Annotated in this window: 35 protein-coding genes; 3 read left to right on the top strand and 32 right to left on the bottom strand. The window is 40.3% G+C overall.

The window, feature by feature from the left end:
• Positions 1-25 precede the first annotated feature (25 nt).
• The 26 genes from secY to rpsL form a co-directional block, all read right to left on the bottom strand.
• Positions 26-1,321 (bottom strand): preprotein translocase subunit SecY, encoded by a 1,296-nt coding sequence (gene secY, locus OS138_RS03690; RefSeq protein ID WP_002288688.1) that lies wholly within the window; start codon positions 1,319-1,321, stop codon positions 26-28.
• Positions 1,321-1,761 carry a 50S ribosomal protein L15 gene (rplO, locus tag OS138_RS03695; protein WP_002288687.1) on the bottom strand — a complete coding sequence of 147 codons (441 nt, stop codon included), beginning with the start codon at positions 1,759-1,761 and terminating at the stop codon, positions 1,321-1,323. Before rplO ends, secY begins: the two co-directional genes overlap by 1 nt.
• Positions 1,762-1,804: 43 nt before the next feature.
• Positions 1,805-1,984: a 50S ribosomal protein L30 gene (gene rpmD / locus OS138_RS03700; protein WP_002288686.1), complete on the bottom strand. Its 180-nt coding sequence runs from the start codon at positions 1,982-1,984 to the stop codon at positions 1,805-1,807.
• Positions 1,985-1,998: 14 nt separating this feature from the next.
• A complete protein-coding gene (gene rpsE / locus OS138_RS03705; RefSeq protein WP_002288681.1) occupies positions 1,999-2,499 on the bottom strand; it encodes a 30S ribosomal protein S5 in 501 nt (166 codons plus the stop codon).
• 20 nt (positions 2,500-2,519) lie between these two features.
• The gene (gene rplR / locus OS138_RS03710; protein WP_002288679.1) at positions 2,520-2,876 is read right to left on the bottom strand and encodes a 50S ribosomal protein L18; all 357 of its coding nucleotides are present in this window, start codon (positions 2,874-2,876) and stop codon (positions 2,520-2,522) included.
• Positions 2,877-3,036: 160 nt separating this feature from the next.
• Entirely contained in the window at positions 3,037-3,573 is a 537-nt protein-coding gene (rplF, locus tag OS138_RS03715; protein WP_002288677.1) for a 50S ribosomal protein L6, read from the bottom strand.
• Positions 3,574-3,604: 31 nt separating this feature from the next.
• Positions 3,605-4,003 carry a 30S ribosomal protein S8 gene (rpsH, locus tag OS138_RS03720; RefSeq protein WP_002288675.1) on the bottom strand — a complete coding sequence of 133 codons (399 nt, stop codon included), beginning with the start codon at positions 4,001-4,003 and terminating at the stop codon, positions 3,605-3,607.
• A gap of 35 nt (positions 4,004-4,038) precedes the next feature.
• The gene (locus tag OS138_RS03725; RefSeq protein WP_002288673.1) at positions 4,039-4,224 is read right to left on the bottom strand and encodes a type Z 30S ribosomal protein S14; all 186 of its coding nucleotides are present in this window, start codon (positions 4,222-4,224) and stop codon (positions 4,039-4,041) included.
• Between the two features lie 18 nt (positions 4,225-4,242).
• A complete protein-coding gene (rplE, locus tag OS138_RS03730) occupies positions 4,243-4,782 on the bottom strand; it encodes a 50S ribosomal protein L5 (RefSeq protein ID WP_002288671.1) in 540 nt (179 codons plus the stop codon).
• 27 nt (positions 4,783-4,809) lie between these two features.
• Positions 4,810-5,118 (bottom strand): 50S ribosomal protein L24, encoded by a 309-nt coding sequence (gene rplX, locus OS138_RS03735; protein WP_002288670.1) that lies wholly within the window; start codon positions 5,116-5,118, stop codon positions 4,810-4,812.
• A 36-nt stretch (positions 5,119-5,154) separates the two neighbouring features.
• Positions 5,155-5,523, bottom strand: coding sequence for a 50S ribosomal protein L14 (gene rplN, locus OS138_RS03740; RefSeq protein WP_002288669.1), 369 nt, complete (start codon positions 5,521-5,523; stop codon positions 5,155-5,157).
• A 57-nt stretch (positions 5,524-5,580) separates the two neighbouring features.
• Positions 5,581-5,847, bottom strand: a complete 267-nt coding sequence (rpsQ, locus tag OS138_RS03745; RefSeq protein WP_002288668.1) for a 30S ribosomal protein S17 — start codon at positions 5,845-5,847, stop codon at positions 5,581-5,583.
• A 24-nt stretch (positions 5,848-5,871) separates the two neighbouring features.
• A complete protein-coding gene (gene rpmC / locus OS138_RS03750; protein WP_002288664.1) occupies positions 5,872-6,060 on the bottom strand; it encodes a 50S ribosomal protein L29 in 189 nt (62 codons plus the stop codon).
• Complete coding sequence (gene rplP, locus OS138_RS03755) at positions 6,050-6,484, bottom strand: 50S ribosomal protein L16 (protein WP_002288661.1); 435 nt, start codon at positions 6,482-6,484, stop codon at positions 6,050-6,052. Before rplP ends, rpmC begins: the two co-directional genes overlap by 11 nt.
• 2 nt (positions 6,485-6,486) lie before the next feature.
• Positions 6,487-7,143, bottom strand: a complete 657-nt coding sequence (rpsC, locus tag OS138_RS03760; RefSeq protein WP_002288659.1) for a 30S ribosomal protein S3 — start codon at positions 7,141-7,143, stop codon at positions 6,487-6,489.
• A gap of 13 nt (positions 7,144-7,156) precedes the next feature.
• Positions 7,157-7,504 carry a 50S ribosomal protein L22 gene (gene rplV, locus OS138_RS03765; protein WP_002288657.1) on the bottom strand — a complete coding sequence of 116 codons (348 nt, stop codon included), beginning with the start codon at positions 7,502-7,504 and terminating at the stop codon, positions 7,157-7,159.
• Positions 7,505-7,526: 22 nt separating this feature from the next.
• Positions 7,527-7,805, bottom strand: a complete 279-nt coding sequence (gene rpsS, locus OS138_RS03770; RefSeq protein ID WP_002288655.1) for a 30S ribosomal protein S19 — start codon at positions 7,803-7,805, stop codon at positions 7,527-7,529.
• A 42-nt stretch (positions 7,806-7,847) separates the two neighbouring features.
• Positions 7,848-8,681, bottom strand: a complete 834-nt coding sequence (gene rplB / locus OS138_RS03775; protein ID WP_002290451.1) for a 50S ribosomal protein L2 — start codon at positions 8,679-8,681, stop codon at positions 7,848-7,850.
• Positions 8,682-8,719: 38 nt separating this feature from the next.
• Positions 8,720-9,010 carry a 50S ribosomal protein L23 gene (gene rplW / locus OS138_RS03780; RefSeq protein ID WP_002290449.1) on the bottom strand — a complete coding sequence of 97 codons (291 nt, stop codon included), beginning with the start codon at positions 9,008-9,010 and terminating at the stop codon, positions 8,720-8,722.
• Complete coding sequence (gene rplD / locus OS138_RS03785) at positions 9,010-9,633, bottom strand: 50S ribosomal protein L4 (protein ID WP_002290446.1); 624 nt, start codon at positions 9,631-9,633, stop codon at positions 9,010-9,012. Before rplD ends, rplW begins: the two co-directional genes overlap by 1 nt.
• A 27-nt stretch (positions 9,634-9,660) precedes the next feature.
• Complete coding sequence (rplC, locus tag OS138_RS03790) at positions 9,661-10,290, bottom strand: 50S ribosomal protein L3 (protein ID WP_002290445.1); 630 nt, start codon at positions 10,288-10,290, stop codon at positions 9,661-9,663.
• 30 nt (positions 10,291-10,320) lie between these two features.
• The gene (gene rpsJ, locus OS138_RS03795) at positions 10,321-10,629 is read right to left on the bottom strand and encodes a 30S ribosomal protein S10 (RefSeq protein ID WP_002290443.1); all 309 of its coding nucleotides are present in this window, start codon (positions 10,627-10,629) and stop codon (positions 10,321-10,323) included.
• Between the two features lie 405 nt (positions 10,630-11,034).
• A complete protein-coding gene (gene tuf, locus OS138_RS03800) occupies positions 11,035-12,222 on the bottom strand; it encodes an elongation factor Tu (RefSeq protein ID WP_002290442.1) in 1,188 nt (395 codons plus the stop codon).
• Between the two features lie 171 nt (positions 12,223-12,393).
• Positions 12,394-14,481: an elongation factor G gene (fusA, locus tag OS138_RS03805; RefSeq protein WP_002294317.1), complete on the bottom strand. Its 2,088-nt coding sequence runs from the start codon at positions 14,479-14,481 to the stop codon at positions 12,394-12,396.
• A 93-nt stretch (positions 14,482-14,574) separates the two neighbouring features.
• Positions 14,575-15,045 (bottom strand): 30S ribosomal protein S7, encoded by a 471-nt coding sequence (rpsG, locus tag OS138_RS03810; RefSeq protein WP_002290440.1) that lies wholly within the window; start codon positions 15,043-15,045, stop codon positions 14,575-14,577.
• 84 nt (positions 15,046-15,129) lie between these two features.
• The gene (rpsL, locus tag OS138_RS03815) at positions 15,130-15,543 is read right to left on the bottom strand and encodes a 30S ribosomal protein S12 (protein WP_002294318.1); all 414 of its coding nucleotides are present in this window, start codon (positions 15,541-15,543) and stop codon (positions 15,130-15,132) included.
• Positions 15,544-15,861: 318 nt separating this feature from the next.
• Here rpsL and rpiA point away from each other — a divergent pair, with 318 nt between their 5' ends.
• The 3 genes from rpiA to gpmA all read left to right on the top strand — a co-directional run bounded on the left by rpiA (position 15,862) and on the right by gpmA (position 18,117).
• On the top strand, positions 15,862-16,545 hold the full coding sequence (gene rpiA / locus OS138_RS03820; RefSeq protein ID WP_325069736.1) for a ribose-5-phosphate isomerase RpiA: 684 nt from the start codon (positions 15,862-15,864) through the stop codon (positions 16,543-16,545).
• A gap of 132 nt (positions 16,546-16,677) precedes the next feature.
• Positions 16,678-17,259, top strand: coding sequence for a recombinase family protein (locus OS138_RS03825; protein WP_002294320.1), 582 nt, complete (start codon positions 16,678-16,680; stop codon positions 17,257-17,259).
• Positions 17,260-17,430: 171 nt separating this feature from the next.
• A complete protein-coding gene (gpmA, locus tag OS138_RS03830) occupies positions 17,431-18,117 on the top strand; it encodes a 2,3-diphosphoglycerate-dependent phosphoglycerate mutase (RefSeq protein ID WP_002294321.1) in 687 nt (228 codons plus the stop codon).
• Positions 18,118-18,414: 297 nt separating this feature from the next.
• Here the strand turns inward: gpmA and deoD are convergent, their stop codons facing one another.
• From deoD to OS138_RS03860, 6 genes are all read right to left on the bottom strand, one after another.
• The gene (gene deoD / locus OS138_RS03835; RefSeq protein WP_002289197.1) at positions 18,415-19,122 is read right to left on the bottom strand and encodes a purine-nucleoside phosphorylase; all 708 of its coding nucleotides are present in this window, start codon (positions 19,120-19,122) and stop codon (positions 18,415-18,417) included.
• A gap of 16 nt (positions 19,123-19,138) precedes the next feature.
• Positions 19,139-19,957, bottom strand: a complete 819-nt coding sequence (locus tag OS138_RS03840; RefSeq protein ID WP_104857421.1) for a purine-nucleoside phosphorylase — start codon at positions 19,955-19,957, stop codon at positions 19,139-19,141.
• Positions 19,958-19,980: 23 nt separating this feature from the next.
• A complete protein-coding gene (gene deoB / locus OS138_RS03845; protein WP_002307310.1) occupies positions 19,981-21,147 on the bottom strand; it encodes a phosphopentomutase in 1,167 nt (388 codons plus the stop codon).
• Positions 21,148-21,245: 98 nt separating this feature from the next.
• The gene (locus OS138_RS03850) at positions 21,246-22,202 is read right to left on the bottom strand and encodes an ABC transporter permease (RefSeq protein ID WP_002289200.1); all 957 of its coding nucleotides are present in this window, start codon (positions 22,200-22,202) and stop codon (positions 21,246-21,248) included.
• Positions 22,202-23,335 (bottom strand): ABC transporter permease, encoded by a 1,134-nt coding sequence (locus OS138_RS03855; RefSeq protein ID WP_325069738.1) that lies wholly within the window; start codon positions 23,333-23,335, stop codon positions 22,202-22,204. The genes OS138_RS03850 and OS138_RS03855 overlap by 1 nt, the downstream gene beginning before the upstream one ends.
• Positions 23,328-24,890, bottom strand: coding sequence for an ABC transporter ATP-binding protein (locus OS138_RS03860; protein WP_002289202.1), 1,563 nt, complete (start codon positions 24,888-24,890; stop codon positions 23,328-23,330). Before OS138_RS03860 ends, OS138_RS03855 begins: the two co-directional genes overlap by 8 nt.
• Between the last annotated feature and the right edge of the window lie 190 nt (positions 24,891-25,080).

Below are 25,080 nucleotides of genomic sequence, written 5' to 3' on the forward strand. Positions count from 1 at the left end.
TGAGGGAAAACCTCAACACGCTTTCTTACTCAATGAATCCAACATATTTACGTTTCAGCATTAAGCCTTCTAACTGTTTCGCAGTTTCTAAAGCTACACCGATAACGATCAGTAAGCTTGTACCGCCTAATCCGATTGATTGTGGAAGATCCCAAACCATTTGAGCAATGATTGGAAGCAATGCCACTAAACCAAGGAAGACTGCACCAACTGTACTTAAACGCATCAGTAATCTTGAGACATACTCTTCAGTCCCCTTACCAGGGCGTACGCTTGGTATATAACTTCCTTGCTTTTGCAAGTTTTCCGCTAATTTCTCAGGGTTTACTTGAACAAAGGCGTAGAAGAAAGTGAAGGCAACGATCAGAATCGTATAAATCGTAGCACCAGGTGCTGTATTATAGTTAAAGATCTCCATCATCACTTTGTACCAGTTTTCAGAACCGAATCTACCGCTCAATGCTTGTAAAACAGCATTTGGCGTAGCAATAAACGAACTAGCAAAGATAACTGGAATAACTCCAGCTGCATTTACTTTCAACGGCAGATAGCTGCTTGTAGGCGCGCCAGCTACGCGTTTCGTATATTGGATCGGGATCTTGCGTTCAGCTTGTTGGAAAAATGTTACGAATGTCACGATCAACAAGACCGCTACTAGTAAAATGGCCACAAAAATAGCAGATTTCCATATGTCTGAAGGATCAATATTTATAAAGTAATCTTCATAAATTTCTCTGATACTTTCAGGCAATCTAGAAATGATACCTGCAAAAATGATCATTGATACGCCATTTCCGATACCTTTTTCTGTGATCTGTTCTCCTAGCCAAGTAACAAACATCGTACCGGCTGTTAGAATCAAACCGATCGTTACGTAAGTTGCTACGTTAGGATTATTCACGAAACCTAATTGAGCGTATTGATTGAATCCAGCAGTGATACCGACAGATTGGATAAATGCCAATACTAATGTCAGATATCGAGTCGCTTGATTCAGTTTTTTACGACCAACTTCCCCTTGTTTCGACCATTCAACAAATCGAGGCACGATGTCCATTTGAAGAAGCTGAATGACGATAGAAGCAGTAATGTATGGTGAAACCCCCATTGAGAAAATGGAAAAGTTTTGCATCGCACTACCACTTACCAAGTTCAACATGTTGAAAAATGGCAAAGAAGAAAGGTTTTGCAATGAAGCAGCATTTACGCCTGGTACAGTAATATGTGCACCTAGGCGAAATACAAACAACACAAATACAGTAAATAGGATTTTCGATCTAATGTCTTTTACTTTAAAAGCATCTTTTAATAGTCTAAACATTAGATCACCTCGATTGATCCACCAGCCGCTTCAATTGCTTCTTGAGCTGCTTTAGAGAATTTTGCTGCTTTCACAGTTAATTTCTTGTTTAGTTCCCCATTAGCTAATACTTTGATTCCAGCTTTTTCGTTTTTCACGATTCCAGCTTCAACTAAAGCAACAGGAGTTACTTCAGCTCCGTCTTCAAAGCGGTTCAATACATCAAGATTAATGACTGCATAGTCTTTACGGTTCACGTTTGTGAATCCTCGTTTTGGTAAACGACGGAACAATGGTGTTTGTCCCCCTTCAAATCCTAAACGCACACCGCCGCCTGAACGAGCTTTTTGTCCTTTTTGTCCGCGTCCGGCAGTTTTTCCGTTACCAGATGAAGTACCACGACCAACACGGTTACGTACTTGGCGTGAACCTTCAGCAGGTTTTAATTCATGAAGTTTCATAGGTTTGGCACCTCCTTAATGTTCTAGTTATGATTTTTCTAAATTAAATTTCTTCAACGTCCACTAGGTGAGAAACAGTATTGATCATGCCTTTAATTGCTTCATTAGAAGGCTTAACCACTGAACTGTTAATCTTTGTAAGACCTAACGCTTTAACTGTATCGCGTTGGTTTTGAGGACGTCCGATAATACTGCGTTTTAAAGTAACTTTTAATTCAGCCATTATTGTTGTCCTCCTTATCCGATTAATTCTTCAACTGATTTGCCGCGAAGTTCTGCAACTTCTTCTGCACGTTTCAATTGTTTCAAACCTTCAACTGTTGCGCGAACAACGTTGATTGGTGTATTTGAGCCTAAAGATTTAGAAGTGATATCTGCTACCCCAGCTAATTCTAATACGGCACGAACTGGTCCACCAGCAGCAACCCCAGAACCTTCTACAGCAGGTTTCATTAGGATTCTACCACCACTAAAAGCACCGATTACTTCGTGTGGGATTGTTGAACCAACCATAGGTACTTCAACTAAGTTTTTCTTCGCATCTTCAATTGCTTTACGGATTGCTTCAGGAACTTCTTGAGCTTTACCTGTACCAAATCCTACGTGTCCGTTTTTGTCACCGACAACAACTAAAGCAGCGAAACGTAGACGACGTCCACCTTTAACAACTTTTGTTACACGGTTAATTGCAACAACGCGGTCTTCTAATTCCAAATGTTTTGGATCGATATAAACCATGAATGGTATTCCTCCTTCTTCTAAAATTCTAGTCCATTTTCGCGAGCAGCTTCAGCTAAAGCTTGCACACGGCCATGGTAAAGGTATCCACCACGGTCAAAGACTACTACTTTAATGCCTTTTTCAGCTGCACGTTCAGCAACTAGTTTACCGACAGCTTGTGCTGCTTCTGTTTTTGTTCCACCTGAAATTTCTTTATCCAAGGTAGAGGCACTTGCTAGCGTTACACCCGCTACGTCATCAATAATTTGAGCGTAGATGTTTTTGTTAGAACGAAAAACGTTCAAGCGTGGGCGCTCAGCAGTACCAGAGATATTGTTACGTACACGACGATGTCTCTTTTGACGTGTTTTGTTCTTATCTGGTTTTGTAATCACAATTGTCACCTCTTTATTTTTATTGTACTACTATTTCAAGCAGTAAATACGTTTCGAAAAATAGAAGCTGCGGCACAAGTAAAAATGTATTTTTTTGAAGGTAAACTTCAGCCAAATGCCTTTTTCCTGCTGCTGGCTTCTATGCAATTTTTCTAAACGATTATTTACCAGTTTTACCTTCTTTACGGCGTACATATTCGCCAACATAACGAATACCTTTACCTTTATAAGGTTCTGGAGGACGAGTTCCACGAATGTTTGCAGCTAATTCGCCAACTTCTTCTTTGTTCGCACCTTTAACAATTACTTGTGTGTTAGCTGGTACTTCAACAGTTACTCCAGCTGGTGGTGTGATTTCTACTGGATGTGAGTAACCAACGTTCAATACAAGTTTTGATCCTTGTAATTGTGCACGGTACCCAACCCCGATTAGTTCTAACGCTTTTTGGAAACCTTCGCTGACACCTACAACCATGTTGTTGAAGTTCGCACGAGTTGTTCCATGAATTGTTTTCATTTCTTTACTGTCGTTTGGACGAGTGAAAGTTACTTCGTTTCCTTCGATATTCATTTTGATATCTGCTGAAAAAGTACGAGTCAATTCACCTTTTGGTCCTTTAACTGTAACGTTGTTTCCGTCTTGAGTAACTGTTACTCCTTCAGGGATAACAACGACTTTATTTCCGATACGGCTCACTTAAAGACACCTCCTTGTAGATTCTACTTGATTACCATACGTAAGCGATAACTTCGCCGCCGATATTTTTTTCACGAGCTTCTTTATCAGTGACAACACCTTCAGAAGTCGAAATGATTGCGATACCTAAACCGTTCAATACTTTTGGTACTTCGTCAGCTTTGACATAAGCACGCAAACCTGGTTTAGAGATACGTTTTAAGTTTGTGATAACACGTTCGCCGTTTTTACCAAATTTTAGGAAAACACGGATCACGCCTTGTTTGTCATCTTCGATGTATTCAACATCACGAACGAAACCTTCACGTTTCAAGATTTCAGCGATGTCACGTTTAATTTTTGATGCAGGTACTTCTAAAGACTCATGTTTAACCATGTTTGCGTTACGGATACGAGTTAGAAAATCTGCAATTGGATCTGTCATGACCATTGATCTTTTACCTCCTTCTTATGCGAATTTACTTTTTACCAGCTAGCTTTCTTCACGCCGGGAATTTGACCTTTATAGGCAAGTTCGCGGAAGCAAATACGGCAAAGATGGAACTTACGATAAACTGAATGTGGACGTCCGCAACGTTCGCAACGAGTATAAGCTTGTGTTGAAAATTTTGCAGGACGTTTGTTTTTAGCAATCATTGATTTTTTAGCCACGTAGTTCGCCTCCTTTAATTATTTTTGGAATGGCATGCCTAATTGTGTCAACAACTCACGAGATTCTTCATCAGAGTTTGCTGTTGTTACAATAACGATGTCCATACCACGTACTTTATCTACTAAATCATAATCTACTTCTGGGAAGATCAATTGTTCTTTAATACCTAAAGTATAGTTTCCACGACCGTCAAAGGCTTTTTTACTTACACCATGGAAGTCACGTACACGTGGTAGTGAAACAGAAACCAATTTGTCTAAGAATTCGTACATTCTTTCTCCGCGCAATGTAACTTTTGCACCAATTGGCATTCCTTCACGTAAACGGAATCCAGCGATTGATTTTTTAGCTTTTGTAATCATTGGTTTTTGACCAGTGATCAAAGTTAATTCTTCAACTGCTTTATCTAAGTTTTTAGCGTTTGATACCGCATCACCAACACCCATGTTGATGACGATTTTTTCAACTTTAGGTGTTTGCATAACAGAGCTATAGTTAAATTTTTCCATCAATGATGGAGTTACTTCTTTAAGATATTTTTCTTTTAGGCGGTTCATTCAGTAAGACCCTCCTTCCTTAAACTTTTATTTATCTAAAACTTCACCGGTTTTTTTAGAAACACGGACTTTTTTGCCGTCTACTTCTTTGTAGCCAACTCGGCCAGCTACACCAGTAGAGTCAACCACCATCACGTTAGAAACATGAATTGGCGCTTCCATCTCAACAATTCCACCTTGAGGAGCAGCTTGAGAAGGTTTTTGGTGTTTTTTAACGACATTTACACCTTCGACAATAACTTTATCTTTTTTCGGGAACGCTGCTAGTACAACGCCTTCTTTGTTTTTGTCTTTTCCAGTGATAACTTTAACTTTATCGCCTTTTTTAACAAACATAACTGTTTCGCACCTCCTTTGATAAGTGTCTCAAGATTATAAAACTTCTGGTGCTAGTGAAACGATCTTCATGAAGTTGTTTTCACGTAGTTCACGTGCAACTGGCCCAAAGATACGTGTTCCACGAGGGCTTTTATCATCACGAATAATCACTGCAGCATTTTCATCAAATTTAATATATGAACCGTCTGTACGACGAGCTCCTGATTTTGTTCGAACGATAACGGCTTTAACGACGTCACCTTTTTTGACAACCCCACCTGGCGTTGCTTGTTTAACCGTAGCAACGATCACATCACCGATGTTAGCAGTTTTACGACCAGATCCACCAAGGACTTTGATCGTCAAAATTTCACGTGCGCCTGAGTTATCAGCGACTTTTAAACGACTTTCTGCTTGGATCACGTTGTGTATCCTCCTTTCAGATTTTGCATTCAATCTATATAGGAAAATCTCGTGTTATTAGATAATAACTGCTTCTTCGACTACTTCCAACAAACGGAAACGTTTTGTAGCTGATAATGGACGAGTTTCCATAATTCTCACGATGTCGCCAACTTTTGCTGTGTTGTTTTCATCATGCACTTTGTATTTCTTAGAATAGTTCATGCGTTTGCCATAGATAGGGTGGTTTTTCTTTGTTTCGACAGCAACGGTAATTGTTTTATCCATTTTGTCTGAAACCACGCGACCTTGATAAACTTTGCGTTGATTTCTTCCTTCAGTCATACGCTTAATGGCCTCCTTCCATAATTACTTAGCTTGTTCACGCAACACAGTTTTGATGCGTGCAATCGATTTACGTACTTCTTTAATACGTGCAGTGTTTTCTAATTGACCTGTTGCTAATTGGAATCTAAGATTAAACAATTCTTCTTTTAATTGTTTTTCTTGATCAAGCATTTCGGCAGTGGTTAATTCTCTGATTTCTTTAACCTTCATTCGATTCACCACCCATTTCCTCACGTTTTACGATCTTAGTTTTCATTGGTAATTTGTGAGAAGCTAGACGTAACGCTTCACGAGCTACTTCTTCAGGAACGCCTGCGATTTCAAACATGATTTTACCACGTTTTACTGGTGCAACCCATCCTTCAGGTGCCCCTTTACCAGAACCCATACGTACCCCAATTGCTTTGGCAGTATAAGATTTGTGAGGGAAAATTTTAATCCATACTTTCCCACCACGTTTCATGTAACGAGTCATTGCGATACGAGCAGCTTCGATTTGGCGGTTTGTGATCCAATGTGAATCAACAGCTTGCAAACCGTATTCACCGAATGCTACTTCTTTTCCGCCTTTAGCTTCCCCGCGCATTTTTCCGCGGAATTCACGACGGTGTTTTACACGTTTAGGTACTAACATGATTATTTCCCTCCTTTCTCAGTGTTTTTTTTAGTTGGAAGAATTTCTCCACGATAGATCCACACTTTAACTCCTAGTTTTCCGTATGTTGTATCTGCTTCTTCCCATGCGTAATCAATGTCCGCACGTAAAGTATGAAGAGGAACAGTTCCTTCTGAGTATCCTTCTGAACGAGCGATATCTGCTCCGTTTAGACGACCAGATACTTGAGTTTTGATCCCTTGAGCGCCAGCACGCATTGAGCGTTGGATGGCTTGTTTTTGAGCGCGACGGAAAGCAACACGGTTTTCTAATTGACGTGCGATTCCTTCACCTACTAATTTTGCATCTAGATCTGGTTTTTTGATTTCCACGATATTGATATGGATTCTTTTACCAGTTAATTTGTTTAATTCTTTTCTTAGGCTTTCGACTTCAGAACCGCCTTTACCAATAACCATACCTGGTTTAGCTGTGTGAATTGAAATGTTTACGCGACCTGTTGCGCGTTCGATTTCAACTGTTGATACAGCAGCATCAGCAAGTTTAGTTGAAATAAATTTACGGATTCTTAAATCTTCGTGTAAGAACTCAGCATACTCTTTTTCAGCATACCATTTAGCATCCCAGTCGCGGATGATGCCTACACGCATTCCAATTGGATGTACTTTTTGACCCACTGATTATCCCTCCTTATTTTTCTGATACGACTACCGTGATATGACTTGTACGTTTGTTGATTGGAGAAGCTGATCCTTTTGCACGAGGACGGAAACGTTTCATTGTAGGTCCTTCGTTAACAAAAGCTTCGCTTACTACCAAGTTTTCAACATCTAAGTCAAAGTTATTTTCTGCATTCGCAACTGCTGACATCAATACTTTTTCAATGATTCCAGCAGATTTGTTTGGTGTGAATTTCAAGATTGAAATTGCATCTGCGACACTTTTACCTCTGATAAGGTCAATTACTAAACGGGCTTTTCGAGGTGAAGTGCGAACTGTTTTTGCAGTTGCTTTAGCTGATGTGATTTGTTCTGCCATTTGGATTTATCCTCCCCTCAAATTAGCGTTTCGTTTTCTTATCGTCAGCAGCATGTCCACGATAAGTTCTTGTAGGTGCAAATTCACCTAATTTGTGTCCTACCATGTCTTCTTGGATGTAAACTGGTACATGTTTACGTCCATCATAAACTGCGATGGTATATCCAACAAAACTTGGGAAAACTGTTGAACGGCGTGACCAAGTTTTGATAACTTTTTTCTTTTCAACCCCTGCTTGAGCTTCAACTTTTTTCATTAAATGCTCATCGACAAAAGGTCCTTTCTTTAAACTACGACCCATGGTGAACCTCCTCTCAAAATGTGCGACACATGGTCAAAGTAATTATTTATTTTTGCGACGACGAACAATAAGTTTGTCTGATTTAGCTTTTTTGTTACGAGTTTTGTAACCAAGAGCTGGTTGACCCCAAGGAGAAACTGGTGCTTTACGTCCGATAGGAGCTTTACCTTCACCACCACCGTGTGGGTGATCATTAGGGTTCATTACGCTACCACGTACAGTTGGGCGTTTACGCATCCAACGAGAGCGTCCAGCTTTACCGATGTTGATTAATTCGTGTTGTTCGTTACCTACAGAACCGATTGTAGCACGGCATGCAGCTAAGATCATACGAACTTCACCAGAGTTCAAGCGGATCAATACGTATTTGCCTTCTTTACCAAGTACTTGAGCACTTGTACCAGCAGAACGGATCAATTGTCCACCTTTACCAGGTTTCATTTCAATGTTGTGGATAACAGTACCAACTGGAATGTTTTCTAATGGAAGAGCATTTCCGACTTTGATATCTGCTTCTGGACCTGAAACAAGTTTCATACCCACTTCTAGTCCTTTAGGTGCTAAGATGTAAGCTTTCACTCCATCTTCATAGTGTACTAACGCGATGTTAGCTGAACGGTTTGGATCATATTCGATCGTTTGAACAGTTGCAACAACGTTATCTTTGTTACGTTTGAAGTCGATCACGCGATATTGGCGTTTGTGTCCGCCACCTTGATGACGTACAGTGATGCGGCCGTTGTTGTTACGTCCAGCATGGTTTTTCAATGGTTGTAACAATGATTTTTCAGGTGTTGATGTTGTGATTTCAGCAAAATCAGAACCTGTCATGTTACGACGACCATTTGAGGTAGGTTTGTACTTTTTAATCGCCACGTTTTTCCCTCCTAATTTAATGAGTTATCTATTAGCGCTTATTCAGCAGCTTCGAATAATTGGATTTCTTTTGAATCTTCAGTCAATGTAACGATCGCTTTGCGACGTTTTTTTGTATATCCTGCATATTTGCCCATACGTTTGAATTTCGCACGTACGTTCACGATGTTCACGTTTTTGACTTTAACGTCAAAAGCAGCTTCTACCGCTTGTTTTACTAAAGTTTTGTTTGCGCGAGTGTCCACTTCAAAAGTGTATTTCTTGTCATCCATGGCAAGCATTGATTTTTCAGTGATCACTGGGCGTTTGATTACGTCTAGTAAGTTCATTATGCAAGCACCTCCTCAATTTGAGTAAGAGCAGTTTGTGTTGCTAACACTTTTGTATTTGATACAACGTCTAGCACACTCACATTATCAGAAGTTACTACAGAAACGTTTGGTAAGTTACGTGCTGATAAAGCAGCAAAGTCGTTACCTTTTTCTAGAACAACCAATACTTTAGAGTCGATAGATAAGTTAGCAAGAACTTGTTTGAATTCTTTTGTTTTTGGTGCGTCGAAGTTCAAGCCTTCGATTGCTACCAAGTTGTTTTCAGCAACTTTTTCTGACAATACAGATTTCATTGCTAAACGACGAACTTTTTTAGGAAGTTTGTAGCTGTAAGAACGTGGTGTTGGTCCAAAGACTACGCCACCTCCACGCCATTGTGGTGAGCGGATAGATCCTTGACGTGCACGACCTGTTCCTTTTTGACGCCATGGTTTACGTCCGCCGCCGCGAACAGCGCTACGGTTTTTAACCGCGTGTGTTCCTTGTCTTAATGACGCACGTTGCATTACGATTGCATCGTAAACAACACTTTCATTAGGTTCAATTCCGAAGATTTCTTCGTTAAGTGTGATTTCACCGTTTTGGCTTCCATCTTGTTTGAATAATGCTACATTCGGCATTCCTTAGTTCCTCCTTTCTTCCTACAATTATTTAGCTTTCACAGCTGATTTGATAGTGATTAAAGATTTTTTAGCTCCAGGAACATTACCTTTGATCAAGATAACATTTCTTTCTGCATCGACACGTACAACTTCCAAGTTTTGGATAGTTACGCGGTTGCCACCCATACGGCCAGCAAGACGTTTGTTTTTAAATACACGGTTAGGTGCAACTGGACCCATTGACCCAGGACGACGATGGTAACGAGAACCGTGAGCCATTGGTCCGCGGCTTTGTCCGTGGCGTTTGATAACCCCTTGGAATCCTTTACCTTTCGTAGTACCTGTTACATCAATAATGTCTCCTGCTTGGAAAACATCTACTGTAATTTCTTTTCCTACTTCATATTCTCCTAGCTCAACATTTTTGAATTCACGAATGAAGCGCTTAGGAGCCGTGTTTGCTTTTGCAACATGACCTTTCGCAGGTTTGTTTGATAAAACTTCACGCATATCTTGGTAACCAACTTGAATAGCTTCGTAGCCATCCGTTTCCATTGTTTTCACTTGTAGTACTACGTTTGGAGTAGCTTCTACAACAGTTACTGGAATTAATTCACCAGATTCAGTGAAGATTTGTGTCATTCCCACTTTTTTCCCTAAGATTCCTTTGGTCATGAGTACACCTCCATTATTTTTGTTTTAGTTTTATAATTTGATTTCGATGTTTACACCAGATGGTAAGTCTAGCTTCATCAAAGCATCAACAGTTTTTGGTGTTGGGTTCACAATGTCGATAAGACGTTTGTGTGTACGCATTTCGAATTGTTCGCGTGAATCTTTGTATTTATGAGTCGCACGGATAATTGTGTAAAGACTGCGTTCAGTTGGTAATGGAATTGGACCAGACACGCTAGCTCCAGTTCTTTTTGCAGTTTCCACGATTTTATCCGCTGATTGATCTAAAATACGGTGTTCATACGCTTTTAAACGGATACGAATTTTTTGTTTTGCCATCTTGTTCCCTCCTTCGCCTATTTTGAAAAGTAGACATAGCTCCACGAAAATTTCCGTCACGCTCGTTCGTGGCAAAGCGTCCGGGCGTGTCGCAACCTCTCGTTTCTTAGCCGACGAAATCATTCTGATTACGTCTGTGCAATTCACTAAAGTAAACGCACCTTTGTCATTATAATATATATAAACTCACAAAGCAAGGCTTTTTCTTGTAAAAAACATTTTGTTTTCATAAAGTTTCATTTAGAAAATACTGACTCTTTTATTTCGTGTTTCTTCTATTATAATGCTCCTGTCTTTTTTCCTGATCCTGCAATAAATAAAAAAGCTCGGAACAAAGATCCTGAGACCTTCGTTCCGAGCGATTACGTCCGAATAAATGTTGCTTTACTTTAAAACTTAAGTGAATTAAGCTTTGATTTCTGTAACGACACCGGCACCAACTGTACGTCCGCCTTCACGGATTGAGAATTTAGTACCGTTTTCGATAGCGATTGGGTGGATTAATTCAACTTCCATTGTTACGTTGTCGCCAGGCATAACCATTTCAGTTCCTTCTGGTAATTCAACAACACCTGTTACGTCAGTTGTACGGAAGTAGAATTGTGGACGGTAGTTAGTGAAGAATGGAGTATGACGTCCACCTTCTTCTTTTGTCAACACGTATACTTCTGCAGAGAATTTTGTATGAGGTGTGATTGTACCTGGTTTAGCTAAAACTTGTCCACGTTGGATGTCTTCACGTGCAACACCACGTAGTAAAGCACCAATGTTGTCTCCAGCTTCAGCGTAGTCTAACAATTTACGGAACATTTCAACACCAGTAACTGTTGTTTTTGAAGTTTCTTCAGCAATACCAACAACTTCAACTTCGTCACCAACGCGAACTTGTCCACGTTCAACACGACCTGTAGCAACAGTACCACGTCCAGTAATTGAGAACACGTCTTCAACTGGCATCATGAATGGTTTGTCGTTGTCACGTTCTGGAGTTGGGATGTATTCGTCAACTGCAGCCATTAATTCAAGAATTTTTTCTTCGTATGAAGCGTCGCCTTCTAGAGCTTTCAAAGCTGATCCAGCAACTACAGGAACATCGTCACCAGGGAATTCGTATTCTGTTAATAGGTCACGAACTTCCATTTCAACTAATTCTAGTAATTCTTCGTCATCAACCATGTCTACTTTGTTCAAGAATACAACGATGTAAGGAACACCAACTTGACGAGACAATAGGATGTGTTCACGAGTTTGAGGCATTGGGCCGTCAGCAGCAGAAACTACCAAGATAGCTCCGTCCATTTGAGCAGCACCAGTGATCATGTTTTTAACGTAGTCCGCGTGTCCTGGGCAGTCAACGTGAGCGTAGTGGCGTGTATCTGTTTCATACTCAACGTGAGCTGTTGAGATTGTGATTCCGCGTTCGCGTTCTTCTGGAGCACCATCGATTTGATCGTAAGCCATAGCTTGGCCGCCGTTTTTCTTAGATAGTACAGTTGTGATTGCAGCTGTTAATGTAGTTTTACCATGGTCAACGTGTCCGATAGTACCAATGTTAACGTGTGGTTTAGAACGGTCAAATTTTTCTTTTGCCATTTTAAAATGTCCTCCTAAAAATACAATATATTTTTTATTTGTCTGATAGGTATATGATGTACACAAGGTACACCACATGCCCATATCATCGATAATTATTTTACACGAAACTATATTAAAAATATAGTCTCTTTGGATAATCTCTTTGCAGGACTATCCGGTTTTAAGAAATTATTCAGCTTTTCCGCCGTTTTTCTTAATGATTTCTTCTTGTACTGATTTTGGTACATCTTCGTAGTGGTCAAATGTCATTGTAAATGTACCACGACCTTGAGTAGCAGAACGAAGAGTTGTAGCATAACCAAACATTTCAGCAAGTGGAACCATCGCACGAACAACTTGTTGGCCGCCAGCGCGAGCTTCCATACCTTCAACACGTCCACGACGAGCAGTTACGTGACCCATAACATCACCTAAGTAATCTTCAGGGATAACAACTTCTACAGCCATGATTGGTTCAAGGATTACTGGATTAGCTTTCTTAGCTGCTGCACGTAATGCCATAGAAGCAGCAACACGGAAGGCAGTTTCATTTGAATCGACATCATGGTATGAACCATCGTAAAGTTTAGCTTTGATATCTACTAATGGATAGCCAGCTAAGACACCATTTTCCATAGCATCTTTCAAACCAGTTTCAACAGCTGGAATGTATTCACGAGGAACAACCCCACCGACGATCGCATTTTCAAATTCGAAACCAGCACCTTCTTCATTTGGTGTAAATTCAATCCATACGTGACCGTATTGACCTTTACCACCAGACTGACGTACAAACTTACCTTCGGCTTGAGTGCCAGCACGGAAAGTTTCACGGTAAGATACTTGAGGCGCACCTACGTTAGCTTCAACTTTGAATTCACGACGCATACGGTCAACGATGATATCTAAGTGAAGTTCACCCATACCAGCGATGATTGTTTCGCCTGTTTCCACGTTTGTTTCAGCACGGAAAGTAGGATCTTCTTCAGATAGTTTTTGTAAAGCCACACCCATTTTATCTTGGTCAGCTTTTGATTTAGGTTCAATAGCGACTTGGATAACTGGTTCTGGGAATTCCATGGATTCAAGAATAACTAGACTCTTTTCATCACATAGTGTGTCCCCAGTAGTTGTGTCTTTCAAACCAACAGCAGCAGCGATATCTCCAGCGTAAACTTCAGAGATTTCTGAACGAGAGTTGGCATGCATCTGTAGGATACGACCAACACGTTCGCGTTTGCCTTTTGTTGCGTTTTGTACGTATGAACCTGATTGTAAAACACCAGAGTACACACGGAAGAAAGTTAAACGACCTACGAATGGGTCAGTCATAACTTTAAATGCTAAAGCTGAGAAAGGAGCGCTGTCGTCTGCAGGACGTTCTACTTCTTCATCAGTTTTAGGGTCAATCCCTTTGATAGCTGGGATATCTAACGGTGATGGCAAGTAATCAAGAACAGCGTCCAATAGTAATTGAACCCCTTTGTTCTTAAATGCTGAACCACATAGTACTGGGTAGAATTCTACGTTAACTGTTGCGCGGCGGATACCTTCTTTTAACTCAGCTTCAGTGATTTCTTCACCTTCTAAGTATTTCAAAGTAAGTTCTTCATCAGTTTCAGCTACAGCTTCAACCAATTTTTCGCGCCATTCTTCAGCTAATTCGCGGTATTCTTCAGGAATTTCTGTTTCTTCGATCTCTGTTCCAAGATCGTTTGTATACATTTCAGCCTTCATTGTTACAAGGTCGATAATTCCTGTGAAGTCGTCTTCCGCACCAATTGGTAATTGGATTGGGTGAGCGTTTGCTTGCAAACGGTCATGTAAAGTTGATACTGAATATAAGAAGTCAGCACCGATCTTGTCCATTTTGTTTGCAAATACGATACGAGGTACACCATAAGTTGTTGCTTGACGCCAAACTGTTTCAGTTTGAGGTTCAACACCTGATTGTGCATCAAGAACAGTTACAGCACCATCAAGTACACGCAATGAACGTTCAACTTCAACTGTGAAGTCTACGTGTCCTGGTGTGTCGATGATGTTGATTCGGTGACCCTTCCATTGTGCTGTAGTAGCAGCAGAAGTGATCGTAATACCACGTTCTTGTTCTTGTTCCATCCAGTCCATTTGTGAAGCTCCTTCATGAGTTTCACCAATTTTATGGATTTTACCAGTGTAGTACAAGATACGTTCAGTAGCAGTCGTTTTACCAGCATCGATGTGGGCCATGATACCGATATTACGAGTGTTTTGTAAAGAAAATTCTCTGGTCATTCTCCTTGTTTCTCCTCTCTTTACTATCTAGTTGCTAAAAATAAGGACACTATCTGAGGTCGACTTATAAAAGCCGACCAAACAGAGAGAATCTTACCAGCGATAGTGAGCAAACGCACGGTTGGCATCAGCCATTTTATGAGTGTCTTCACGTTTTTTAACAGAAGCACCTGTGTTGTTTGCAGCATCCATGATTTCTTTTGCTAAGCGTTCTTCCATTGTGTGTTCACCGCGCAAGCGAGCGTAGTTTACTACCCAACGAAGACCTAGAGTAACGCGGCGTTCAGGGCGAACTTCAACTGGTACTTGGTAGTTTGAACCCCCAACACGACGTGCTTTAACTTCAAGAACAGGTTGAACGTTTTTCATTGCTTGTTCAAACACTTCTAATGGATCGTTACCTGTAGATTCTTTGATCAAGTCAAAGGCATTATAGATAATGTTAGCTGCAATCCCGCGTTTTCCGTCAACCATTACACGGTTGATCAAGCGAGTTACTAATTTTGAGTTATAAATAGGATCTGGTAAAACATCACGTTTTGCAACAGGACCTTTACGTGGCATCCGTAACTCCTCCTTCCGAAATATTGTTCATAGTAATTACTTCTATATAAATAGAAGCAAGTTTCATTTGTTTAATAATTAAAATTAAGCTTTAGGTTTTTTAGTTCCGTATTTAGAACGGCTTTGTTTACGGTCGTTAACACCAGCAGTATCTAAAGCACCGCGAACGATATGGTAACGTACCCCTGGTAAGTCTTTTACACGACCACCGCGTAATAATACAACACTGTGTTCTTGTAAGTTATGACCAATCCCTGGGATATAAGCAGTAACTTCAATTAAGTTTGACAAACGAACACGTGCATATTTACGTAAAGCTGAGTTCGGTTTTTTAGGTGTCATTGTACCCACACGAGTTGCTACCCCACGTTTTTGAGGTGAGTTTACGTTAGTTTGAGTTTTCTTAAAGCTGTTATATCCTTTGTTCAAAGCAGGTGAATTAGATTTTTCCACCTTTGATTTACGAGGTTTACGTACTAATTGGTTAATTGTAGGCATTCCTTGTTTCCTCCTTCCCACGATTTGCGTCTAGTTCCACACATCCAGGTGGTTCTTTTTTTGTGATAAAAAATAAATGCAATGTCTGCATCCTTATCAAATATGCTTTGATAAACAGTCAGCACGTTTCTTCACAGAAACCTGTAGATAAAGCACCTTTGTTAGAATATCACGAATGAAAAAACATGTCAACAAGAGATGCAAATTTTTTTGAAAAAGCTTTATTGGAATAAAAAAGAATAGTATCTTTTTACCGTAAATCACGCTAAAATAGTGAGGAAAGCACGATGCTCAAACTAAAAAAAGGTGGACGCAAAGATGAATTTAAAACAATTAGCTGGCATTGAAGCCGCGAAATTCGTAAAGGACGGGATGATCGTAGGTCTCGGGACCGGTTCAACCGCCTACTATATGGTAGAAGAGATTGGTCGCCGTATGCGTGAAGAAGGTTTACGTATCACAGGAGTTACTACTTCAAATGCTACAAAAGAACAAGCGGAAAAATTAGGAATACCGTTAAAGAGTATTGATGAAGTCTCCGTAGTCGATTTGACAATAGACGGTGCTGATGAAATCAGTGCTGATTTTCAAGGGATCAAAGGCGGCGGCGCTGCTTTGCTTTTCGAGAAAATAGTCGCTACGTACTCAAAAGAAACGATTTGGATCGTTGATTCTTCTAAATTAGTCAATAAACTTGGGAAGTTCCCACTCCCAGTTGAAGTGATCCCTTATGGCTCCCAACAGCTACTTCATATTTTTGAAGAAAAAGGATTCCAACCTGTCTTGCGTACAGACGAAAACGGAGAAGTCCTAACCACAGATGGTGGTCATTACATCATTGATCTGCATCTAGAAGTCATCGAACAGCCAGAAAGCTTAGCTACCTATTTAGATGAACTTGTTGGGGTAGTAGAACATGGGCTTTTCCTAAACATGGTTTCCAAAGTAGTTGTCGGCTCAGAAAAAGGCGTTGAGATTCTTGACGCAATCCGTCGTAAATAAAGAAAAACTGCTTGATCATCCAATTAAAAAAGACAGCGGAAAATTTGCGAAAAAACTATCTTTTTGACGTACTTTATGCTACATTTTTACTGTTATATCCAGTTAGAAAATCACTGCTAGAAAGGAATCACCATGAAAATTATTGGTTATGCACGCACAACCATAAATGACGTTGATTTAACAACTCAGGTTGATCAATTATCTGACTTTGGTTGTCAAGAAATTTTCCATGAGACATATGAAGTGGAACAAAATGATTCTACTGCTGTTCATTTGGAGTCAGTGATCGCTGACATGCAACAAGGCGATGCACTAGTCATTTGCCAACTTCATCGATTAGGCAAATCTACGCGGCAATTAACAGAACTCACGCAATTATTCAAAGATCGCGGGCTGCACTTGATTAGTCTTGATGAAGGAATCGATACGCGCGAAATGGGAAAAATCTATTTCCAATTAATGGAAAACCTAGCAAACATGGAGTGCGCATTGATCAAAGAACGTACATTAGTTGGATTAGATGAAGCTCGTAAAAAAGGAAAAATCGGCGGAAGACCAAAAATCGATGCAAAAACGATCAAAAAAATCCGACGTCTCTATTATGAAAAAAAAGAAACGATCCAATTTATTTCTTCAAAATGCGGTGTTTCAGTTGGAACATGTTATAAATATATCAATTTACCTGAAAAAGAAATCGAGCAATTATGCATCTAATACCTAAAAACGAACAGTTGCGTGGGCACTGTTCGTTTTTTTATATTCTCTACTTGTTTTCTCATAGAATCTTATCTAATTTTTCGATGGAAATCTCTTCCAAAAAATTGTACAATAAAACAGAACTGAAAATTTCAGAAATATAAACCTATCTTAAAAGGAGAGCTAAACATGCCAAAATTAGTTTTTTCTCGTCACGGTCTTAGTGAATGGAATGCATTGAACCAATTTACTGGTTGGGCTGATGTAAATCTAGCACCAGAAGGAATCGAAGAAGCAAAAGAAGGCGGACGCAAAATCAAAGAAGCTGGAATCGAATTTGATGTTGCTTACACTTCTGTTTTAACTCGTGCAATCAAAACATGTAACTTGATCTTAGAATATTCAGATCAACTTTGGGTACCACAAATCAAATCATGGCGCTTAAACGAACGTCACTATGGTAAATTACAAGGTTTGAACAAAAAAGAAACAGCTGAAAAATACGGCGACGAACAAGTACACATCTGGCGTCGTTCTTACGATACTCTTCCTCCATTAATGGAAGAAACTGACGAAGGTTCTGCAGCAAATGACCGTCGTTACGCAATGTTAGACAAACGCGATATTCCTGGTGGAGAAAACTTGAAAGTGACATTAGAACGCGCTTTGCCATTCTGGCAAGATGAAATTGCTCCAGCATTACTAGACAACAAAACTGTTTTAGTAGCTGCACATGGTAACTCATTACGCGCCCTAGCTAAACATATCGAAGGTATCTCTGACGAAGACATCATGGATCTTGAAATTCCAACAGGTCAACCACTTGTTTATGAATTAAATGATGACTTAACAGTTGCTAAAAAATACTACCTATAAAAAACACTATAAAAAAGGGACTGTGACACGATTTGTCACAGTCCCTTTTTTCGTATAAACGGTGTTCTCCTGCCAACTTCTCGGTCACAAGTAACAATATTCATCAAACATGAAAAGCTGTTTTTTGAAATTGTTCCTTGTGACTCAGAGTTAAACGGCAGATTCACAACCTCTTGGTAAACGGTGTTCAAAAGCTTACATTTGCAATAATAAGTCCAGCCAAGTCAAAAACATGAGGAGCTATTTTTGCTTGGATGTTCTTATTGCTTAATGCAGGGCAGCTTTTTCATTTCCTTCTTATTCTGCTATCGCTGTTTCCAATCCTACTTCGATCATTTCATTGAACGTAGATTGACGTTCTGCAGCTGTTGTTTCTTCACCGGTGATCAAATGGTCGCTAACGGTCATCAAACTTAATGTCTGCACATGGTATTTCGCGCCTAAGTAATAAAGAGCCGCTGCTTCCATTTCCACTCCTAAAACGCCAAGTTCAGCTAATTGGAATGTCTCTGTCAAATCATCTTTGTAGAAAGAATCTTCCGAAAGAACATTTCCTACATGAACCGTATAGCCCTTTTCTTTAGCTATCTCATATGCTTTCAGTAATAGATTGAAATCACTGATTGGAGGAAAATGAAAGGCTTGGAAATTTTTTTCGATCATCGAAGAACTGGTCGCTGCACCTTGTGCTAGTACTAAATCACGAACATGGACGTCTTTTGACAATGCACCGCATGTACCTACTCGAATCAATTTCTTTACACCATACGACTGGATCAATTCATGGGCATAGATGGTGGCTGATGGCATTCCCATTCCTGTTCCTTGAACAGAAATACGTTCTCCTTTATATTTGCCGGTAAAGCCTAACATACCGCGTACCTGATTGTAACAAACTGGATCTTCCAAAAAAGTCTCCGCAATATATTTAGCTCGCAAAGGATCTCCCGGAAGTAAAATCTTATCGGCGATCTCGCCTTCTTTCGCTTCAATATGCACACTCATTTTATTGTTCCTCCTATTACAATAATGTCAATGTTTCTTTAACCAATGCTTTAAAAGATTGTTTGACTCTCTGAGTTGTTTCTACAACTTCTTCATGGCTCAGATTCGCTTGCATACCTGCTGCTAAGTTGGTAATACAAGAGATTCCTAACACTTTTAATCCGCTGTGAGCTGCTACGATGACTTCTGGAACAGTCGACATCCCTACTGCATCGGCTCCTATTATCCGAGACATTCGGATCTCCGCAGGAGTTTCATAAGTTGGTCCAGAATAGCCCATATATACGCCTTCTTTAAGATCCAAACCTAGTTTTTCTGCTGCTGCTTTTGCTGTTGCTTGATAGTCAGGCGTATAAGCTTGACTCATATCTGGAAATCTAGGGCCCATTGCATCTTCATTCGGACCGATCAAAGGATTTTCACCAGTAAAATTGATATGATCGGTAATCAGCATCAAATCTCCTGGTACAAATGATTCGTTGACACCACCACATGCATTAGTCACAATGACTGAATGGGCCCCTAGCCCGGCCATCACACGTACTGGATAGGTCACTGTTTGCATGGAATGACCTTCATAGTAGTGGAATCTCCCTTGCATGGCTAACACTTTCTTGCCTGCCAGAGACCCATAAACTAGCTTTCCTGCATGCCCAACTACTGTCGAAACAGGAAAGAACGGGATCTCATCATAAGAAATCATTACAGCATCTTCGATTTCATCTGCTAATTCACCTAATCCTGAACCTAGAATCAAACCAAAATCAATTTCTTTTACTCCTTTATCAAGGATAAACTGGGTCGTTTCTTGTAACATCTCGCTTAACTTGGTCATTTGCTTTCTCCTATTTAAAAAGATTATTTTAATAATTTCAAGAAGCTTTCGCCATTTTCAGTCGAAGAAACACTAAAGTTCTCAGCAATCGTTGCTGAAATATCTGAATAATATCCTTGAGGCAATGCCCCTTGTTCTTTCATTTTTTTACTGTAAACCAATAACGGTACATATTCTCGCGTATGATCGGTACCAGTAAACGTCGGATCGTTTCCGTGATCGGCTGTAATCATTAGCAAGTCGTCTTCTTCCATCGCTTCAAGCAATTCTGGAATTCGTAAGTCAAATTCTTCAATCGCATGCGCATAGCCGACTACATCCCGACGATGACCGTATAGTGCATCAAAATCTACTAAATTGGTAAAGCTGATTCCTGAAAAATCGTTTTTCATAACTTTCAGCAGCTGGTCAACGCCATCCATATTGCTTTTCGTGCGGACAGATTCAGTGATTCCTTGTCCGTTGAAAATATCGTTGATCTTTCCAACAGCAATCACGTCCTTTCCTGCTTCTTTCAAAGAATCAAGGACTGTGTGTCCGAATGGATTCAACGCATAATCATGGCGATTGCTTGTTCGTGTGAAGTCTCCTGGTTCACCCACGTACGGACGTGCAATGATTCGGCCAATCATATACGGATCATCTTTTGTTATATCACGAACGAATTGGCAAATCCGATATAATTCTTCTAAAGGAATGATTTCTTCATGTGCCGCGATCTGAAGGACAGGATCGGCAGAAGTATATACAATTAAATCGCCTGTTTTCATTTGGTGTTCACCGTAATCGTCAATAACAGCTGTTCCGCTATAAGGTTTGTTACATACGACTTTACGGCCAGAAAATTCTTCGATTTGTTTGATCAGATCATCAGGGAATCCGTTCGGAAACACACGAAATGGAGTTTTGATATTCAATCCCATGATTTCCCAGTGGCCTGTCATCGTATCTTTCCCTACAGAAACTTCTTCTAATTTCGTCGCATAGCCTTGATGATCTTTCACTGATTCCACACCTTCAAGAGGACGGATCGTTCCTAAACCAAGCTGCTCTAAATGTGGAACGTTCAATCCTGCTTCTTTCGCAATGTGTCCTAATGTATCAGAACCAATATCACCGAACTTATCGGCATCTGGTGCTTCTCCAATTCCTACTGAATCCATGACGATCAGATGTACGCGTTTAAACATGATTATTCCTTCTTTCTTTTTATTTTTATTGCCTTTAAAACAAAAAGGGCGAGACGAAAAACACTTCCCGTAACCCACCCTTTTTATTCGCTAAAAGATTATTTTGATTTGATATAGTTCTTCCCGTTTGCTTTTGGACCAGAAGCTTTCCCTAAGAAAACAACCAGCACAATGATTGTCAGCAAATATGGAGCAATTTGCAGCAATACTGGCGGAATCGAAGAAATAACTGGTAATTGTGCGCCAATGATACTCAAGCTTTGAGCAAAACCAAAGAACAATGAGGCACCCATTGCCCCTAAAGGATTCCACTTACCAAAGATCATAGCAGCCATGGAGATGAACCCTTGTCCAACGATCGTACCAGCTGAAAAGTTACCGGAAATCGACTGAGCAAAAACAGCACCGCCCATACCGCCTAACAAGCCAGAAATCAGTACGCCTGAATAACGCATAGCATATACATTGATACCTAATGTGTCAGCAGCTTGAGGATTTTCACCAACTGAACGGAGGCGCAAGCCGAATTTCGTCTTGAAGATGATCACCCAAGCTAGGACAGCAATCAAAATAGCACAATAAGCAGGTAAGAATGTATTTTTAAAGAAAATTGGTCCAATGACCGGAATATCTGCTAATCCTGGGAAAGAAAAATACCCCAGATTCTGCGTGATGTTATCAGTTTGACCTTTACCATACCATGCTTTGATCAAGAAAACACCTAAAGCAGGTGCCATCAGATTAATTACTGTCCCGCTGATGATATGGTCAGCACGCAAACTGACTGTTGCTACTGCGTGAATCAGAGAAAATAGGATACCTACGACGCCACCCACTAAAATAGCGATCCATGGTGTCATAGAACCAAGTGATGGACTCATCGTCAAGTTGAAAACGATGGAACTAAAAGCACCCATGACCATGATTCCCTCTAGCCCTACGTTTACGATCCCGCTTCGTTCAGAAAAAGTTCCGCCTAGTGACGTTAGAATTAGCGGTGTTGAATAAACCAGTGTAGAAGTAAGGATCAAGGCAATTAATTCGATAGTCGACATTATAGTTCGCCCCCTTCATGGTTTTGATTCGTTGGTTTCGATTCGATTGTCGCAACGATCTCTTCTTGTTTTTTCCCTTGGAAGACTTTAGCCATGACGAAACGAATCAGGAAGTTGATCCCGACAAAGAAGATAATCAAAGCAATCGATACATTGACGATCTCAAACGGAACACCTGCTCCTGTCTGCATGCCAAGTCCACCGATCTTCAAAATACTGAACAAGATCGCTGATAAAAGAATACCGATTGCTGATCCAGAACCAAGCAAGGAGACAGCCATTCCGTCAAATCCAATAGATAGCGAAGTCGTTTGAACAAAGAAGTTTTGATACGTTCCTAATCCTTCAACCACACCGCCAAGCCCTGCCAAAGCGCCAGAAATGACCATCGACAAAACGATCGTACGTTTACTACTCATTCCTGCATACTCAGAAGCAAAAGGATTCAATCCAACAGAACGGATTTCAAATCCTAAAGTCGTTTTCTTCATCAGCAGCCAAACGAAAATAAGCGCGATGATTGCTAAAAATAATCCTGAGTTTACGCGAGAGCCGCCAAAAGCTTGTGTTAACCATGGTAACCGCAGTGAGGCATTTTGACTGATCATATTGGAAGAGTCCAAACTTGAGCGATAGCTTTCAGGCATCACTTCATGTAAAGCAAATGTGCTTACGTATAATAAGATATAGTTCATCATGATTGTTACGATCACTTCACTTGTTCCAAAAAATGCTCGAAGTAAACCTGGAACAGCCGCTGCCATCGCACCAGCTAAGGCACCTAAGATCACGCATAACGGAAGCAAAACAACTTTTGGCAGATCTGGAAACGCAAGTGCCACCCAGACACTGACGATCCACCCGCAAAGTGCTTGTCCAGAAAGCCCAATATTGAAAAACCCAGCTGAGTTAGCTACAGAAAAACCTAATGCTGTAAAAATCAACGGCGTTGCTTGCCTTAACGTTTCACCTATCCCTCTTTGCGAACCAAGGGCTGCATCTAGCATAGAAGAATAACCTTGGATGGGCTGAAAACCAAAAGCAGCCATCAATATCGCGCCTAAGATCAATCCTAAAATAACTGAAAGTACAGGCACTAATAAATTACGGAATTTCTCGTTGCGATCATTCATGTGCGCCAGCCCCCTTTTCTAACTCTTTTCGTGCTTCTTCTAAGGTATAGCCCGCCATCAATAGACCTAATTCATTTTCAGATGTTTCTTTCGGATCAACGATACCGACAATTTCTCCTTCATGGATAACAGCAATACGATCTGAAACATTTAAAATTTCTTCTAATTCGAAACTGATCAGTAACACTGCTTTGTATTTGTCCCTTTGTTCGATCAGACGTTTATGAATAAATTCGATCGCACCTACATCCAGTCCACGAGTTGGATTTGCAACAATCAACAGATCAGGATCTCGGTCGACTTCACGAGCGATAATTGCTTTTTGCTGATTTCCGCCTGATAAAGCTTTCGCGGGAACAAGTTCATTCGTTGTTCGAACATCATATTCTTCGATCAATTCTCTGGCATGTTCATTCATTACTGAATAATTCAGCATGCCGTTTTTACTGTAAGGTTTTTGATGATAGGTTTGTAGTGCGATATTTTCAGATAATGTCATATCTAGGACTAACCCGTATTTATGACGGTCTTCTGGCACGTGTCCTACACCATGTTCAGTGATTTTTCGGGGTTTTTTATTAGTGATGTCTTCCCCTTTTAGCTTGATATGTCCGCTTTCTGCCTTTCGCAAACCAGTCAAAGCTTGGATCAACTCCGACTGCCCGTTTCCATCGATTCCAGCGATACCAAGTACTTCGCCAGCACGAACCTCTAAGTTCAAGTTTTTCACGGCTTCTAATCCACGATTTTCTTTCACCACTAGATTTTCAATAGACAAAACGACTTCTTGAGGCTTCGCTTCTTTTTTCATCGTTTTGAATGAAACCGTTCTTCCAACCATCATATCGGCTAATTGTTGTGAGGTTACGTCTTTAACGTTGACTGTACCGATTCCTTTTCCGCGACGGATAACTGTACAGCGGTCAGCTACTGCTTTGATTTCATCTAACTTATGCGTAATCAAAATGATCGACTTGCCTTCTTTGACTAATTCCTTCATGATCACGATTAATTCGTCAATTTCTTGAGGGGTCAATACAGCTGTCGGCTCATCAAAAATCAGTACATCTGCTCCTCGGTAAAGTGTTTTTAAAATTTCTACCCGTTGTTCCATCCCAACTGAAATATCACGAACGTAAGCATCTGGGTTGACTGACAATCCATACTGTTCAGAAACTTTTTGGATCTCTTTTCGTGCTTTTTTATGGTCAAGCATCCCTGCGCGACTAGGCTCGCTTCCCAACACGATGTTTTCTGTTACAGTAAAGGCATCAACAAGCATAAAGTGCTGATGGACCATCCCAATCCCTAATTGGTTGGCTTTGGTCGGACTTGTGATCTTTACTTCTTTCCCACGCATCAAAATTTTCCCTGATGTCGGCTCTAATAATCCGGAAAGCACGTTCATCAATGTAGATTTGCCAGCACCGTTTTCTCCAAGCAACGCATGAATTTCTCCTGCCTTTACTTGTAAATTGATGTTGTCATTTGCCTTGAATGTTCCAAATTCTTTGGTAATATTCTGCATTTCTATGACAATATTTTCTTGAACCACCTTTTTTTCACATCCTAACGATTTCTATCTAGGGCAACGATTGACTAAGATTCACGCTTAGTGAGCGTTCTTCTTTTGAAACAAACATTACTTCAGGGAGTTGTTCCCTTATCCAAACTGTCACAAGGCAGCTTGGATAAATGAACAATTCTTGTTCTAATCAAACCATAGCCTTGTCAAACATGTGTCT

Source organism: Enterococcus sp. E5-37 (genome assembly GCF_035726925.1).
GTDB lineage: Bacteria > Bacillota > Bacilli > Lactobacillales > Enterococcaceae > Enterococcus_B > Enterococcus_B faecium.

What these genes read in the sequence shown, in the direction of transcription:
- rplP (WP_002288661.1), bottom strand. Translation starts at nt 6,484, where the DNA reads ATGTTAGTACCTAAACGTGTAAAACACCGTCGTGAATTCCGCGGAAAA.
- rpmD (WP_002288686.1), bottom strand. Translation starts at nt 1,984, where the DNA reads ATGGCTGAATTAAAAGTTACTTTAAAACGCAGTATTATCGGACGTCCT.
- rpsG (WP_002290440.1), bottom strand. Translation starts at nt 15,045, where the DNA reads ATGCCACGTAAAGGTCCTGTTGCAAAACGTGATGTTTTACCAGATCCT.
- OS138_RS03855 (WP_325069738.1), bottom strand. Translation starts at nt 23,335, where the DNA reads ATGAATGATCGCAACGAGAAATTCCGTAATTTATTAGTGCCTGTACTT.
- fusA (WP_002294317.1), bottom strand. Translation starts at nt 14,481, where the DNA reads ATGACCAGAGAATTTTCTTTACAAAACACTCGTAATATCGGTATCATG.
- tuf (WP_002290442.1), bottom strand. Translation starts at nt 12,222, where the DNA reads ATGGCAAAAGAAAAATTTGACCGTTCTAAACCACACGTTAACATTGGT.
- rpsJ (WP_002290443.1), bottom strand. Translation starts at nt 10,629, where the DNA reads ATGGCAAAACAAAAAATTCGTATCCGTTTAAAAGCGTATGAACACCGT.
- rplX (WP_002288670.1), bottom strand. Translation starts at nt 5,118, where the DNA reads ATGTTTGTTAAAAAAGGCGATAAAGTTAAAGTTATCACTGGAAAAGAC.
- rplD (WP_002290446.1), bottom strand. Translation starts at nt 9,633, where the DNA reads ATGCCGAATGTAGCATTATTCAAACAAGATGGAAGCCAAAACGGTGAA.
- rplW (WP_002290449.1), bottom strand. Translation starts at nt 9,010, where the DNA reads ATGAACTTACTAGACGTAATCAAACGCCCAGTGATCACTGAAAAATCA.
- rplO (WP_002288687.1), bottom strand. Translation starts at nt 1,761, where the DNA reads ATGAAACTTCATGAATTAAAACCTGCTGAAGGTTCACGCCAAGTACGT.
- deoB (WP_002307310.1), bottom strand. Translation starts at nt 21,147, where the DNA reads ATGTTTAAACGCGTACATCTGATCGTCATGGATTCAGTAGGAATTGGA.
- secY (WP_002288688.1), bottom strand. Translation starts at nt 1,321, where the DNA reads ATGTTTAGACTATTAAAAGATGCTTTTAAAGTAAAAGACATTAGATCG.
- rplV (WP_002288657.1), bottom strand. Translation starts at nt 7,504, where the DNA reads ATGGCAGAACAAATCACATCAGCTAAAGCAACTGCAAAAACAGTTCGC.
- gpmA (WP_002294321.1), top strand. Translation starts at nt 17,431, where the DNA reads ATGCCAAAATTAGTTTTTTCTCGTCACGGTCTTAGTGAATGGAATGCA.
- rpsL (WP_002294318.1), bottom strand. Translation starts at nt 15,543, where the DNA reads ATGCCTACAATTAACCAATTAGTACGTAAACCTCGTAAATCAAAGGTG.
- OS138_RS03850 (WP_002289200.1), bottom strand. Translation starts at nt 22,202, where the DNA reads ATGTCGACTATCGAATTAATTGCCTTGATCCTTACTTCTACACTGGTT.
- OS138_RS03825 (WP_002294320.1), top strand. Translation starts at nt 16,678, where the DNA reads ATGAAAATTATTGGTTATGCACGCACAACCATAAATGACGTTGATTTA.
- rplC (WP_002290445.1), bottom strand. Translation starts at nt 10,290, where the DNA reads ATGACCAAAGGAATCTTAGGGAAAAAAGTGGGAATGACACAAATCTTC.
- rplE (WP_002288671.1), bottom strand. Translation starts at nt 4,782, where the DNA reads ATGAACCGCCTAAAAGAAAAATATCTTAAAGAAGTAACTCCATCATTG.
- rpmC (WP_002288664.1), bottom strand. Translation starts at nt 6,060, where the DNA reads ATGAAGGTTAAAGAAATCAGAGAATTAACCACTGCCGAAATGCTTGAT.
- rpsE (WP_002288681.1), bottom strand. Translation starts at nt 2,499, where the DNA reads ATGGTTTATATCGATCCAAAACATTTGGAATTAGAAGACCGCGTTGTT.
- deoD (WP_002289197.1), bottom strand. Translation starts at nt 19,122, where the DNA reads ATGAGTGTGCATATTGAAGCGAAAGAAGGCGAGATCGCCGATAAGATT.
- rpsS (WP_002288655.1), bottom strand. Translation starts at nt 7,805, where the DNA reads ATGGGTCGTAGTTTAAAGAAAGGACCTTTTGTCGATGAGCATTTAATG.
- OS138_RS03840 (WP_104857421.1), bottom strand. Translation starts at nt 19,957, where the DNA reads ATGACCAAGTTAAGCGAGATGTTACAAGAAACGACCCAGTTTATCCTT.
- rpiA (WP_325069736.1), top strand. Translation starts at nt 15,862, where the DNA reads ATGAATTTAAAACAATTAGCTGGCATTGAAGCCGCGAAATTCGTAAAG.
- rpsQ (WP_002288668.1), bottom strand. Translation starts at nt 5,847, where the DNA reads ATGACTGAAGGAAGAAATCAACGCAAAGTTTATCAAGGTCGCGTGGTT.
- rpsH (WP_002288675.1), bottom strand. Translation starts at nt 4,003, where the DNA reads ATGGTCATGACAGATCCAATTGCAGATTTTCTAACTCGTATCCGTAAC.